Source organism: Pseudomonas gingeri (genome assembly GCF_013385635.1).
In the GTDB taxonomy this organism is placed as follows: domain Bacteria; phylum Pseudomonadota; class Gammaproteobacteria; order Pseudomonadales; family Pseudomonadaceae; genus Aquipseudomonas; species Aquipseudomonas gingeri_A.
Genome location: NZ_JACAPR010000033.1, coordinates 1 through 12,132, shown reverse-complemented (window position 1 = coordinate 12,132; position 12,132 = coordinate 1). Strand labels below are relative to the sequence as shown.

Sequence of the window (12,132 nt, the reverse complement as noted above, 5' to 3'; positions counted from 1 at the left end):
ATAAGGTTCGAGGAGTTGGTGATGAAAGTTCGTGCATCGGTGAAAAAGCTGTGCCGTAACTGCAAGATTATTCGCCGCGAAGGTGTGGTTCGAGTAATTTGCAGCGCGGAACCGCGTCACAAACAGCGCCAAGGCTGAGTGTGATCTGCTTGAAGCCCAGCAGCTAGTGCGCTGCTGGGTTGATTATTTGTTATTACAGCGATATTATCTCGCGCCCTATTTCTTGGCTTCCGGGGCGTAGGTAGCTGTCAATTGGAGTCCCACTGAATGGCCCGTATTGCAGGCGTTAACATTCCAGATAACAAGCACACTGTTATCTCGCTGACCTACATCTATGGTGTTGGTCGCACTACTGCACAGAAAATTTGTGCAGTGACTGGGGTCAACCCAGCCGCAAAGATCAAGGATCTGAGCGACGAGCAGATTGAACAGCTGCGTGGCGAAGTGGCGAAGTTCACCACTGAAGGTGACCTGCGTCGCGAAATCAACATGAAAATCAAACGCTTGATGGACCTGGGCTGCTACCGCGGTCTGCGCCATCGTCGTGGTCTGCCAGTACGCGGTCAGCGTACCAAGACCAACGCGCGTACTCGCAAAGGTCCGCGTAAGCCGATCCGCAAGTAATCGCACCAGCGAATCGACAGGAATCTAGTCATGGCAAAACCTGCTGCTCGTCCTCGTAAGAAAATCAAAAAGACAGTGGTTGATGGCATCGCCCACATCCACGCGTCTTTCAACAACACCATCGTGACCATTACCGACCGTCAAGGTAACGCTCTTTCCTGGGCTACCTCCGGTGGTTCGGGTTTCCGCGGTTCCCGCAAGTCCACCCCGTTCGCTGCTCAAGTAGCTGCTGAACGTGCTGGTCAAGCTGCGCTGGAATACGGCCTGAAAAACCTCGACGTCAATGTCAAAGGTCCAGGTCCAGGTCGTGAGTCCGCTGTCCGTGCATTGAACGGCTGTGGCTATAAGATCGCCAGCATCACCGACGTGACGCCAATCCCGCACAACGGGTGCCGTCCGCCGAAGAAGCGCCGCGTGTAATCCAGGAGATTGTAAAGAATGGCTCGTTACATTGGTCCAAAATGCAAACTGGCTCGTCGCGAAGGCACCGATCTCTTCCTGAAGAGCGGCGTGCGCGCTATCGAATCCAAGTGCAACATCGAAGCAGCACCTGGTATCCACGGCCAACGCCGCGGTCGCCAGTCCGACTACGGCACCCAACTGCGTGAAAAGCAGAAGGTCCGTCGTATTTATGGCGTTCTTGAGCGTCAGTTCAGCGGCTACTACAAAGAAGCTGCCGGCCGTAAAGGCGCAACTGGTGAAAACCTGCTGCAACTGCTCGAATGCCGTCTGGACAACGTTGTATACCGTATGGGTTTTGGCTCGACTCGTGCCGAATCCCGTCAACTGGTATCGCACAAGTCGATCAGCGTTAACGGCAAAACCGTCAACGTCCCGTCCTACCAGGTTCGTGCTGGTGACGTGGTAGCTATTCGTGAGAAAGCTAAGAATCAACTGCGCATTGTCCAGGCTCTCGATCTGTGTGCCCAGCGTGGCCGCGTAGAATGGGTAGAAGTGGACACTGAGAAGAAGTCGGGCGTTTTCAAGAACGTTCCTGCTCGCAGTGACCTCTCCGCCGACATCAACGAAAGCCTGATTGTCGAGCTCTACTCCAAGTAAGGGCTAGAAAATAGGTGCATCCATGCAGATTTCGGTAAATGAGTTCCTGACACCCCGTCACATTGACGTGCAGGTTGTCAGTCCAACCCGCGCTAAAATCACTCTCGAGCCTCTCGAGCGTGGTTTTGGCCACACCCTGGGCAACGCGCTGCGCCGCATCCTGTTGTCCTCAATGCCAGGCTGTGCAGTAGTCGAGGCCGAGATTGACGGTGTGCTCCACGAGTACAGCGCCATCGAAGGTGTACAGGAAGACGTCATTGAAATCCTGTTGAACCTTAAAGGTCTGGCTATCAAGCTGCACGGCCGTGACGAAGTTACGCTGACCTTGTCGAAGAAGGGTTCGGGGGTGGTTACCGCTGCCGATATTCAGCTGGATCATGATGTCGAGATCGTTAACCCCGATCACGTAATCGCCAACCTGGCGTCTAACGGCGCCTTGAACATGAAGCTCACCGTAGCTCGTGGTCGTGGTTATGAACCAGCAGACTCGCGTCAGAGCGATGAAGACGAAAGCCGCAGCATCGGTCGCTTGCAGCTCGACTCTTCGTTCAGCCCGGTTCGCCGTATCGCATACGTGGTGGAAAACGCCCGTGTCGAGCAGCGTACCAACCTGGACAAACTGGTTATTGATCTGGAAACCAACGGTACTCTGGATCCTGAAGAGGCTATCCGCCGCGCTGCAACCATCCTGCAACAGCAGTTGGCTGCGTTCGTCGACCTCAAGGGTGACAGTGAGCCAGTGGTTATCGAGCAGGAAGACGAGATCGATCCGATCCTGCTTCGCCCGGTTGACGATCTGGAACTGACTGTACGTTCGGCTAACTGCCTTAAGGCGGAAAACATCTACTACATCGGCGACCTGATTCAGCGTACCGAAGTAGAGCTGTTGAAGACTCCGAACCTGGGCAAGAAATCCTTGACTGAAATCAAGGACGTTCTGGCCTCCCGCGGTCTGTCCCTCGGCATGCGCCTCGACAACTGGCCGCCTGCAAGTCTTAAGAAGGACGACAAGGCGACTGCCTGATCGTCGTAATCACCGAACGTAGTGTTTGGTAAGGAATGAACCATGCGTCATCGTAAAAGTGGTCGTCACCTGAGCCGCACCAGCTCGCACCGCAAGGCCATGTTTCAAAACATGGCGGTGTCGCTGTTCGAGCACGAGCTGATCAAAACGACTCTGCCAAAAGCCAAAGAACTGCGCCGCGTTGCCGAGCCGCTGATCACTCTGGCCAAAGTAGACAGCCTGGCTAACCGCCGTCTGGCTTTCGACCGTACTCGTTCGAAAGCTATCGTTGGTAAGCTCTTCAACGACCTGGGCAAGCGTTACGCTACCCGTGAGGGTGGCTACCTGCGCATCCTCAAGTGCGGTTTCCGCGCTGGCGACAACGCGCCTATGGCGTACGTCGAGTTGGTTGATCGTGCTACTGCCGGCGAAGCTGTATCCGCCGAGTAAGACGTCAGTCTGAAACGAAGAACCGGGCCTGGCGCCCGGTTTTTTGTGCCTGTTAATAAGTGGTCACGGTTCGATAGTTCCTTGCTATCGTCTGGCATCATTTAATGAATTTGTACCTGTCATCTTCATGGTCAATACTCCTTCTCAGCCGATTAGCCGGCAGCACCAAGACCGAGAGAGGAAGGATGAGCATGAGCCAGAACAAAACGCTTACTACCGCCAGCGGCGCGCCCGTTGCCGATAACCAGAATTCCCGTTCCGCCGGCCCTCGTGGCCCGTTGCTGCTCGACGACTTTCACCTGATCGAGAAGCTTGCCCACTTCAACCGCGAAAACATCCCTGAGCGCCGCGTACACGCCAAGGGCTCGGGCGCCTACGGGACTTTCACTGTCTCCAGGGACATCACCCAATACACCAGCGCCAAACTGTTCGAGTCCGTGGGTAAACAAACCCCGACCTTCCTGCGCTTCTCCACCGTGGGTGGCGAGCGCGGTTCGGCCGATACCGAGCGTGATCCACGTGGTTTCGCCCTTAAGTTCTACACCGAGGAAGGCAACTGGGACATCGTGGGTAACAACACTCCTGTGTTCTTCATTCGCGACCCGTTGAAGTTTCCGGACTTTATCCACACCCAGAAGCGCCTGCCGCAAAGCAACCTGAAGAGCGCGCAGATGATGTGGGACTTCTGGTCGCACTCGCCCGAGGCGCTGCACCAGGTCACCATCCTGTTCTCGGATCGCGGGATTCCGGACGGCTACCGCCATATGCACGGTTTCGGCAGTCACACCTACAGCCTGATCAACGCCAAGGGCGAGCGTCACTGGGTGAAATGGCACTACAAGACCAAGCAAGGCATCAAGAACCTGGCCCCGGCCGATGCGGCGCGCCTGGCGGGTACCGATCCGGACTACGCCCAGCGTGACTTGTTCAATGCCATCGAGCGCGGTGACTTCCCGAAATGGAGTGTCTGCATCCAGATCATGACCGAGGCCCAGGCCGCGGCGCATTACGAGAACCCGTTCGACGTGACCAAGACCTGGTCGCAGAAAGAGTTCCCGCTGATCGAGGTCGGTGAACTGGAACTGAACCGCAACCCACTGAACTACTTCGCTGAAGTCGAGCAGGCGGCATTCGGCCCGAGCAATATGGTTCCAGGTGTCGGTCTGTCGCCGGACCGCATGCTGCAAGGTCGTGTCTTCGCCTACGCTGATGCCCATCGCTACCGTGTCGGTACCAATCACCAGCAACTGCCGGTGAACGCGCCACGCAGCCCGGTTAACAGCTACCAGCGCGACGGCTCCATGGCCTTTGGCAGCAACGGTGGCGCTGCGCCGAACTACGAGCCCAACAGCTACGCCGATGCGCCGAAACAGGCTCCTCGCTACGCTGAGCCGGCCCTGGCCCTGAGCGGTGCAGCGGATCGTTACGATCATCGCGAAGATAGCGACTACTTCAGTCACGCCGGTGCACTGTTCCGCTTGATGAACGATGAGCAGAAAACCCTGCTGATCAACAACATTGCCGGTGCAATGGCGGGCGTTACCGCCGATGTGGTGCAGCGTCAGCTGCAGTACTTCTTCCAGGCCGACCCGGCTTACGGAGAAGGCATCGCGAAGGCGCTGGGCGTAGCACTTAAGTAAGTCGCACTTAAGTTAAGTCGCACTTAAGTAAGTAGTGCTCAAGTAAGTCTAAACGATAAGCAGAACCGCCCTCATTTGGGCGGTTTTTCGCTTCTGTTCGACGATTTTTCTCTGCTATTTCTTACTTTTCTGCTGTTTTTACAGTGACCTTCCGGCCAGCTTGGTTCAAACTACAGACTTTCAAGCAGGGAGATGTAGGGCGATGCAAGGTCACCCGGACGTAATCGATTACCTCAACACGTTGCTGACCGGTGAACTGGCAGCCCGTGATCAATATTTCATCCATTCGCGGATGTATGAGGACTGGGGCTTCAGCAAGCTCTACGAGCGCATCAATCACGAAATGGAAGAGGAGGCGCAACACGCCGATGCCTTGATCCGTCGGATCCTGATGCTCGAAGGCACGCCACGCATGCGCCCCGACGACCTCGACACCGGCACCACCGTGCCCGAGATGCTCGCCAGCGACCTGCGCCTGGAATACAAGGTGCGTGCCGCCCTGTGCAAAGGCATCAAGCTTTGCGAGCAGCACAAGGACTATGTGACTCGCGAGATCCTGCGCGTGCAGTTGGCCGATACCGAAGAGGATCACACCTACTGGTTGGAGAAACAGTTGGGTCTGATCCAGTCCATCGGGTTGGAGAATTACCTGCAATCGCAGTTCTGAGAATGGCCGCTGCTGCGCAGCGGATCGCCGGCAAGCCGGCTCCTACAGTTTGGCGTTCACCGCAGAGGTGTCGCCATACCTGACCCTTGTAGGAACCGGCTTGCTGGTGATAGCCATTTCAGCCTCAATGAAAAAGCCCCTGTCACCACTTGATGACAGGGGCTTTTTCATTTCACCGCTTTACGCCCGGTCGCGCAGCAACAGCGGCTTCAGATAATGCCCGGTATGGGATTGTGGCATCTCCGCGACCTGCTCCGGTGTCCCCACGGCAATGATCTGCCCGCCCTTCGAACCACCTTCAGGCCCAAGGTCCACCAGCCAGTCGGCGGTCTTGATCACATCCAGGTTGTGCTCGATCACCACCACGGTATTGCCGTGGTCGCGCAGGCGGTGCAGCACGTCGAGCAACTGCTGGATATCCGCGAAGTGCAGGCCGGTAGTCGGCTCGTCGAGGATATACAGGGTCTTGCCGGTATCGCGCTTGGACAGCTCGCGGGACAGCTTGACCCGCTGCGCCTCGCCACCGGACAGGGTGGTCGCCGATTGCCCCAGCTTGATATACGACAGGCCGACGTCCATCAGCGTCTGCAGCTTGCGCGCCAGGGCCGGTACTGCATCGAAGAACTCCCGCGCCTCCTCGATGGTCATCTCCAGCACCTCGTGGATGCTCTTGCCCTTGTACTTGATCTCCAGAGTCTCGCGGTTGTAGCGCTTGCTCTTGCAGACGTCGCACGGGACATAGATGTCCGGCAGGAAGTGCATCTCGACCTTGATCAGGCCGTCGCCCTGGCAGGCCTCGCAGCGCCCGCCCTTGACGTTGAACGAGAAGCGCCCCGGCCCGTAGCCCCGGGAGCGGGATTCCGGCACGCCGGAGAACAGCTCGCGGATCGGCGTGAACAGACCGGTGTAGGTCGCCGGGTTCGAGCGCGGGGTACGGCCGATCGGGCTCTGGTCGATATCCACCACCTTGTCCAGGTGCTGCAGGCCGTTGATGCTGTCGTGGGCCGCGGCTTCCAGCGTCGTCGCGCCATTGAGGGCGGTGGCACTGAGGGGGAACAGGGTGTTGTTGATCAGTGTCGACTTGCCCGAGCCGGACACGCCGGTCACGCAGGTCAGCAGGCCGATCGGAATCTCCAGGTCGACATTGCGCAGGTTGTTGCCGCGGGCGCCCTTGAGGGTCAGCGACAGCTTCTTGTTGCGCGGCGTGCGTTTGGCCGGCACGGCGATCTTCACCCGACCCGACAGGTACTTGCCGGTCAGGGAATCCGGATGCGCCATGACTTCGGCCGCGGTGCCCTGGGCGACGATATGCCCGCCATGCACACCGGCACCCGGGCCGATGTCCACCACGTAGTCCGCCAGGCGAATGGCGTCCTCGTCGTGTTCGACGACGATCACCGTGTTGCCGATGTCGCGCAGGTGCTTCAGGGTGCCCAGCAGGCGGTCGTTGTCGCGCTGGTGTAGGCCGATGGACGGTTCGTCGAGGATGTACATCACCCCGACCAGGCCGGCGCCGATCTGGCTGGCCAGGCGGATACGCTGGGCTTCACCGCCGGACAGCGTGTCGGCACTGCGATCGAGGGTCAGGTAGTCCAGGCCGACGTTGACGAGGAACTGCAAGCGCTCGCGGATTTCCTTGAGAATCTTGTCGGCGATTTCACCGCGTCGCCCGGTCAGTTTCAGCGTACCGAAGTAATCGGTGGCATCACCGATCGGCAGGTTGGTCACGGCGGGCAGGGTCTTCTCGCCGACCCATACATGCCGCGCCTCGCGACGCAGGCGGGTGCCGCGACAATCCGGGCACGGCTGGGTGCTGAGGAACTTGGCCAGTTCCTCGCGCACGGTGGCTGATTCGGTTTCGCGATAGCGACGCTCCAGGTTTGGCACGATGCCTTCGAACGGGTGCGAGCGCTTGACGATATCGCCCCGGTCGTTGAGGTACTTGAAGTCGACGTTCTGGCTGCCGCTGCCTTGCAGGAGCAGCTTCTGCTGGTCGGCCGGCAACGTGTTGAACGGCACTTCCAGGCTGAAGCCGTAGTGCGATGCCAGCGACCCGAGCATCTGGAAGTAATAGACGTTGCGTCGGTCCCAGCCGCGTATCGCCCCTTCGGCCAGGGTCAGCTCGCCATTGACCAGGCGCTTGATGTCGAAGAACTGCTTCACCCCCAGGCCGTCACAGGTCGGGCAGGCGCCGGCCGGGTTGTTGAAGGAGAACAGCTTGGGTTCCAGCTCGCTGATGGCATGGCCGCAGATCGGGCAGGCGAAGCGCGCGGAGAAGATCATCTCCTCGCCCGGCTCGTCGTCCATCGGAGCCACCAGGGCGATGCCGTCCGCCAGCTTCAGCGCGGTCTCGAATGACTCGGCCAGGCGTTGTTGCAGGTCGCTGCGGACCTTGAAGCGGTCGACCACCACATCGATGGAGTGCTTCTTCTGTTTGTCGAGCTTGGGCACTTCGTCCAGTTCGCAGAGCCGGCCGTTGACCCGTGCCCGGACGAAGCCCTGGGCCCGCAGTTCTTCGAACACCGACAGGTGCTCGCCCTTGCGTTCGCGGATCACCGGCGCCAGCAGCATCAGCTTGGCGCCCTCGGGTTGGGCGAGGACCAGGTCGACCATCTGGCTGACGGTCTGCGCTTCCAGCGGGATATCGTGGTCCGGGCAGCGCGGCGTACCCACGCGGGCGTACAGCAGGCGCAGGTAGTCGTAGATCTCGGTGATGGTACCAACCGTCGAACGTGGGTTGTGCGAGGTCGATTTCTGCTCGATGGAGATTGCCGGCGACAGGCCTTCGATGGTGTCGACGTCGGGCTTTTCCATCATCGACAGGAATTGCCGGGCGTAGGCCGACAGCGACTCGACATAGCGGCGCTGGCCTTCGGCGTACAGGGTATCGAACGCCAGGGAAGACTTGCCGGACCCGGACAGGCCGGTGATCACGATCAGCTTGTCCCGGGGCAGGGTCAGGTCGATATTCTTCAGGTTGTGGGTTCGAGCCCCACGAATCAGGATCTTGTCCAAAGTGGCCTCGCACGGCGGGCGGTAAACGCAGGAGTATAAGGCTAAATACTGGATGGATGCACACTATTGCGACACAGCATCGCAGGCTTGCATGACAGGATGCTGAACGAGTTCGCGACAAAGCGTCGCCCTATACCCCCTCAAACGATGGGACTGATAGAATCGCCGCCGGTTCACACGAGGTTTTTCCATGCACGATCCCCACAGCGAACGCATGAGTGGCGGCGAGACCCGCGCGGCAGGTGGTCTGGCCCTGGTGTTCGCATTCCGCATGCTCGGCATGTTCATGGTCTTGCCGGTCCTGGCGACCTATGGGATGGATCTCGCCGGCGCGACCCCCGCACTGATCGGCCTGGCCATCGGCGCCTATGGCCTGACCCAGGCACTGTTCCAGATCCCGTTCGGGATCATTTCCGACCGTATCGGCCGACGCCCGGTGATCTACCTGGGGCTGATCGTGTTTGCCCTCGGCAGCGTGCTGGCGGCCAATGCCGACTCGATCTGGGGCGTGATCGCCGGCCGGGTCCTGCAAGGTGCCGGGGCGATTTCCGCGGCGGTCATGGCCTTGCTCTCCGACCTTACCCGCGAACAGCACCGGACCAAGGCCATGGCCATGATCGGCATGACCATCGGCCTGTCGTTTGCCGTGGCGATGGTCGTCGGCCCCTTGCTGACCCGCGCCTTCGGCTTGTCGGGGCTGTTCCTGGCGACCGGCGGCATGGCGCTGGTGGGCATCCTGATCGTTGCCTTCATGGTGCCCAAGGCCACCGGGCCGTTGCAGCATCGTGAATCCGGTGTGGCGCGCCAGGCGCTGATCCCGACGCTCAAGCACCCGGACCTGCTGCGTCTGGACCTGGGTATCTTCGTGCTGCACGCGATGCTGATGTCCAGCTTCGTCGCCTTGCCCCTGGCGCTGGTGGAAAAGGCCGGCCTGCCCAAGGAGCAACACTGGTGGGTGTACCTGACCGCCTTGCTGATTTCTTTCTTCGCGATGATTCCGTTCATCATCTACGGCGAGAAGAAACGCAAAATGAAACGAGTTTTACTCGGCGCGGTGACGACGCTGATGCTCACTGAGCTATTCTTCTGGGAGTTCGGCAACAGTCTGCGGGCCCTGGTGATCGGTACGGTGGTGTTCTTCATCGCCTTCAACCTGCTGGAAGCTTCGCTGCCGTCGCTGATCAGCAAGGTTTCACCGGCCGGTGGCAAGGGCACGGCGATGGGGGTGTACTCCACCAGCCAGTTCCTTGGCTCGGCACTCGGCGGTATTCTGGGCGGCTGGATGTTCCAGCATGGCGGTTTGTCGGCGGTATTCCTTGGATGCGCCGGTCTGGCTGCCCTCTGGCTGGCCTTTGCTGTTACCATGCGCGAACCTCCCTACGTGACCAGCCTGCGCGTGCCGTTATCGCCCGAAGCGATCCGCGAAGCCGGTCTGGTCGAGCGCCTGTTGGCCGTCGTAGGGGTAACAGATGCAGTGGTGGTGGCCGAAGAAGCTGCCATTTACATCAAATTGGACACCGAATTGTTGGATCGCACGACCCTTGAGCGCCTGGTCAATGAACCGGCGTCGCAAGCGTGCGAAGCCTAGGAGAACGTTATGGCCCGTGGGGTTAACAAAGTCATATTGGTCGGTACTTGCGGCCAGGATCCTGAAGTTCGCTACCTGCCTAACGGCAACGCCGTGACCAACCTGAGTCTGGCGACCAGCGAACAATGGACCGACAAGCAGACCGGTCAGAAAGTCGAAAAGACCGAATGGCACCGTGTCTCGATGTTCGGCAAGGTTGCCGAAATCGCCGGCGAGTACCTGCGCAAGGGTTCGCAGGTGTACATCGAAGGCAAGTTGCAGACCCGCGAGTGGGAAAAAGACGGTATCAAGCGCTACACCACCGAGATCATCGTCGACATGCAGGGCACCATGCAGCTGCTGGGCGGCCGTCCACAACAGGGCGACCAACAAGGTGGCGGCAACTACGATCAGTCCGCGCCACGCCAGCAGGCTCCACGCCCGCAGCAATCGCGCCCACAGCAGTCGGCCCCGCAGCAATCGCGTCCGGCGCCACAGCAGGCCGCACCGCAGCCGGCTCCGGATTTCGACAGCTTTGATGACGATATTCCGTTCTAAGCACGATTATTTCGTTGCCTGAAAGCAGACAAACCCGCAGATGACCTCTGCGGGTTTGTTGTTTCCGGGTGGGGTAATTTCTGCATGCCGCAGCGGGCCTCGTAGAAATCCCCGTGGCGTCTACTGCCCCTGAATCAACAACCCCAACGGCGCCAGCGGACCGACCTGGATAAATTCGAAGGTCATCAATCCGGCCACGGTGAGTGGCAGTGCATTGACCGCCGCCCTGGCTTGGTCGAGGGCCTCCACGTTCATCAGGAAAACCACGCCGGGCCGGTCTTCACGGAACCAGAATTGTTCGATCTGGCCGCCGAGGTAGAGCTTGAGCGTGGCCGGGACTTCGCTCGGCAGGTGTTGCTGCTTCTGCTCTTGGGTGAGTTCGTTGATTGAGCCGATCGCGAAAACTTTCATCAGTGACTTCCTCGTGGATAGTGATGTTTGGAGCGCTCAATCTAGGCTTGCGAAGCCGAAGCTGGTATCGTCGTAAATGACAACTTTGTAGTCATTCACGCCATGAAGATTTCCGTGCTCGCCCTCGAAGGCGTATTCGATACCGGGCTGACCGTCCTGCTGGATGCGTTCAGCCTGGCCAACAAGTTTTCCGCGGGGCAGGGCGCAGGGCCGATGTTCGACGTATCGCTCGTGGGCGTGCGCAGGAAGGTCCGCACCGGCCAGGGATTGCTTGTACCCGTCCAGGCCATCTCGGCGAACTCGACGCCGGACTGGGTGATCGTCCCGGCGCTGGGTACGGGAACCCCTGATGTCCTGGTGCCGGCCCTTGAGCGAGCGGATGTGAAGGCGGCCAAGGTGCAGTTGCTGAAATGGCATGCCGAGGGCGCGCTGTTGGCGGCGTCCTGTATCGGCACCTTTCTGCTCGCGGACATCGGCCTGCTCGATCATCGAGAAGCGACCACCACCTGGTGGCTTGCCCCTCTGTTCCGGCAGCGTTACCCGAAAGTCCTGCTCGACGAATCGCGCATGCTGGTGCCCACCGCGGTCGGTGTTACGGCGGGTGCCGCGATGGGGCATCTCGATCTCGGCCTGTGGTTGATACGCCGGGCCAGCCCGGAGCTGGCGGAAATGGTTTCCCGCTACCTGCTGGCTGATATCCGCACGTTGCAGGCGCCCTACATCATCCCCAATCACCTGGCCCAGGCGGACCCGCTGATCCTGCGCTTCGAACGCTGGGCGCGGGATCATCTCAAGGTCGGCTTCTCGCTCCAGGACGCCGCCAGCGCCCTGGCAACCAGCCCGCGCACCCTGCAACGGCGCTGCGAAGCGGTGCTCGGCAAGTCGCCCTTGTCCTATTTCCAGGACCTGCGCGTCGAGCGCGCGCAATCGCTGCTCCACGGCAGCGGCCTTGACCTCGAGGCGATTGCCGCCGAGGTCGGCTACGTGGATGGGGCGACACTGCGCACGTTATTGCGCCAGCGTCTTGGACGCGGAGTCCGGGATCTGCGCGCCAACCTGCGGTAGTTGCGGGTTGACGCTCGATTGACTCGTGTGGCGCTCCGACGAAGGGTTACGTGATCTCACGGGCCTCTTCGCT

The 12,132-nt window shown here is 59.9% G+C and carries 13 protein-coding genes; 11 read left to right on the top strand and 2 right to left on the bottom strand.

Annotated elements, in window-relative coordinates:
- Positions 1–21: 21 nt before the first annotated feature.
- The 8 genes from rpmJ to bfr all read left to right on the top strand — a co-directional run bounded on the left by rpmJ (position 22) and on the right by bfr (position 5,443).
- Positions 22–138 carry a 50S ribosomal protein L36 gene (gene rpmJ, locus HX851_RS31300; RefSeq protein WP_002555468.1) on the top strand — a complete coding sequence of 39 codons (117 nt, stop codon included), beginning with the start codon at positions 22–24 and terminating at the stop codon, positions 136–138.
- Between the two features lie 129 nt (positions 139–267).
- Positions 268–624, top strand: a complete 357-nt coding sequence (rpsM, locus tag HX851_RS31295) for a 30S ribosomal protein S13 (RefSeq protein WP_003186020.1) — start codon at positions 268–270, stop codon at positions 622–624.
- Positions 625–654: 30 nt separating this feature from the next.
- Positions 655–1,044, top strand: coding sequence for a 30S ribosomal protein S11 (gene rpsK / locus HX851_RS31290; protein ID WP_007924177.1), 390 nt, complete (start codon positions 655–657; stop codon positions 1,042–1,044).
- A gap of 18 nt (positions 1,045–1,062) precedes the next feature.
- The gene (gene rpsD, locus HX851_RS31285; protein WP_017123253.1) at positions 1,063–1,683 is read left to right on the top strand and encodes a 30S ribosomal protein S4; all 621 of its coding nucleotides are present in this window, start codon (positions 1,063–1,065) and stop codon (positions 1,681–1,683) included.
- A 22-nt stretch (positions 1,684–1,705) separates the two neighbouring features.
- Positions 1,706–2,707, top strand: coding sequence for a DNA-directed RNA polymerase subunit alpha (locus HX851_RS31280; protein ID WP_003176403.1), 1,002 nt, complete (start codon positions 1,706–1,708; stop codon positions 2,705–2,707).
- A 42-nt stretch (positions 2,708–2,749) separates the two neighbouring features.
- Complete coding sequence (gene rplQ, locus HX851_RS31275) at positions 2,750–3,136, top strand: 50S ribosomal protein L17 (protein ID WP_017123254.1); 387 nt, start codon at positions 2,750–2,752, stop codon at positions 3,134–3,136.
- Positions 3,137–3,327: 191 nt separating this feature from the next.
- Positions 3,328–4,776 carry a catalase gene (locus tag HX851_RS31270; RefSeq protein WP_177058170.1) on the top strand — a complete coding sequence of 483 codons (1,449 nt, stop codon included), beginning with the start codon at positions 3,328–3,330 and terminating at the stop codon, positions 4,774–4,776.
- A 202-nt stretch (positions 4,777–4,978) separates the two neighbouring features.
- Positions 4,979–5,443 carry a bacterioferritin gene (bfr, locus tag HX851_RS31265; RefSeq protein WP_017123256.1) on the top strand — a complete coding sequence of 155 codons (465 nt, stop codon included), beginning with the start codon at positions 4,979–4,981 and terminating at the stop codon, positions 5,441–5,443.
- A gap of 180 nt (positions 5,444–5,623) precedes the next feature.
- Here bfr and uvrA read toward each other — a convergent pair whose 3' ends face one another.
- Complete coding sequence (gene uvrA, locus HX851_RS31260; RefSeq protein WP_177058171.1) at positions 5,624–8,458, bottom strand: excinuclease ABC subunit UvrA; 2,835 nt, start codon at positions 8,456–8,458, stop codon at positions 5,624–5,626.
- A 190-nt stretch (positions 8,459–8,648) separates the two neighbouring features.
- Between uvrA and HX851_RS31255 the strand changes: the two genes are divergently transcribed.
- Both HX851_RS31255 and HX851_RS31250 read left to right on the top strand, forming a co-directional pair.
- A complete protein-coding gene (locus HX851_RS31255; RefSeq protein WP_177058172.1) occupies positions 8,649–10,046 on the top strand; it encodes an MFS transporter in 1,398 nt (465 codons plus the stop codon).
- 9 nt (positions 10,047–10,055) lie between these two features.
- Complete coding sequence (locus HX851_RS31250) at positions 10,056–10,583, top strand: single-stranded DNA-binding protein (protein WP_177058173.1); 528 nt, start codon at positions 10,056–10,058, stop codon at positions 10,581–10,583.
- A gap of 120 nt (positions 10,584–10,703) precedes the next feature.
- On the opposite strand, the gene HX851_RS31245 is transcribed toward HX851_RS31250, so the two are convergent.
- On the bottom strand, positions 10,704–10,994 hold the full coding sequence (locus HX851_RS31245; protein ID WP_017123260.1) for a hypothetical protein: 291 nt from the start codon (positions 10,992–10,994) through the stop codon (positions 10,704–10,706).
- 102 nt (positions 10,995–11,096) lie between these two features.
- Here HX851_RS31245 and HX851_RS31240 point away from each other — a divergent pair, with 102 nt between their 5' ends.
- Positions 11,097–12,059 (top strand): GlxA family transcriptional regulator, encoded by a 963-nt coding sequence (locus HX851_RS31240; protein WP_177066137.1) that lies wholly within the window; start codon positions 11,097–11,099, stop codon positions 12,057–12,059.
- Positions 12,060–12,132: the final 73 nt, after the last annotated feature.

Coding starts and splice junctions, on each gene's coding strand:
- rpmJ (WP_002555468.1), top strand. CDS start 22: ATGAAAGTTCGTGCATCGGTGAAAAAGCTGTGCCGTAACTGCAAGATT.
- rpsM (WP_003186020.1), top strand. CDS start 268: ATGGCCCGTATTGCAGGCGTTAACATTCCAGATAACAAGCACACTGTT.
- rpsK (WP_007924177.1), top strand. CDS start 655: ATGGCAAAACCTGCTGCTCGTCCTCGTAAGAAAATCAAAAAGACAGTG.
- rpsD (WP_017123253.1), top strand. CDS start 1,063: ATGGCTCGTTACATTGGTCCAAAATGCAAACTGGCTCGTCGCGAAGGC.
- HX851_RS31280 (WP_003176403.1), top strand. CDS start 1,706: ATGCAGATTTCGGTAAATGAGTTCCTGACACCCCGTCACATTGACGTG.
- rplQ (WP_017123254.1), top strand. CDS start 2,750: ATGCGTCATCGTAAAAGTGGTCGTCACCTGAGCCGCACCAGCTCGCAC.
- HX851_RS31270 (WP_177058170.1), top strand. CDS start 3,328: ATGAGCCAGAACAAAACGCTTACTACCGCCAGCGGCGCGCCCGTTGCC.
- bfr (WP_017123256.1), top strand. CDS start 4,979: ATGCAAGGTCACCCGGACGTAATCGATTACCTCAACACGTTGCTGACC.
- HX851_RS31255 (WP_177058172.1), top strand. CDS start 8,649: ATGCACGATCCCCACAGCGAACGCATGAGTGGCGGCGAGACCCGCGCG.
- HX851_RS31250 (WP_177058173.1), top strand. CDS start 10,056: ATGGCCCGTGGGGTTAACAAAGTCATATTGGTCGGTACTTGCGGCCAG.
- HX851_RS31245 (WP_017123260.1), bottom strand. CDS start 10,994: ATGAAAGTTTTCGCGATCGGCTCAATCAACGAACTCACCCAAGAGCAG.
- HX851_RS31240 (WP_177066137.1), top strand. CDS start 11,097: ATGAAGATTTCCGTGCTCGCCCTCGAAGGCGTATTCGATACCGGGCTG.